At 43.7% G+C, this 419-nt stretch carries 2 protein-coding genes; both read right to left on the reverse strand.

The annotated features are described in order from the left end of the window. A partial coding sequence (locus tag PROVRUST_RS18900) for a phage tail assembly protein (protein WP_006816532.1) occupies positions 1–270 on the reverse strand: 270 nt, incomplete at its 3' end. A gap of 11 nt (positions 271–281) precedes the next feature. Then, the coding region (locus tag PROVRUST_RS19500; protein ID WP_006816533.1) for a phage major tail tube protein at positions 282–419 on the reverse strand (138 nt) is incomplete at its 5' end.

Below are 419 nucleotides of genomic sequence, written 5' to 3' on the forward strand. Positions count from 1 at the left end.
AAAAAAAGACACTAACTCCTTGGTCAAATTCAGCATGTCTGCTGGATTCATAAGGATAAGTTCAGGCTTGGTTAGTGCCGGTGCCGTGACGCGAGGTAAAACCAACATCGCTGAATCAACATCCATTTCCATTAATGCCGCAAGACGAACACCGCGTAATGCCCCTGAATTGGGTTTACGCACAATAATTTCAGTGATCGTCGTTTCACCACGAGTCAACGGTTCATCTAATGTCACTGTGATGTGAGTATTTTCTTTTTGTTCAGTCATTTACTTTTACCTTATAGCCCTAATGCTTCACGATGCGCCGCCATGCGGTCAACGCCACCGACGATCTCAATCATGTTGATAATGTCGATTTCAATCAGCTTTTCACCGTTCATTTCCAGTCGGAAATAAGTCGGTTTTACGCTCAGTTT

It is taken from the genome of Providencia rustigianii DSM 4541 (assembly GCF_000156395.1).
GTDB classification, from domain to species: Bacteria; Pseudomonadota; Gammaproteobacteria; order Enterobacterales; family Enterobacteriaceae; genus Providencia; species Providencia rustigianii.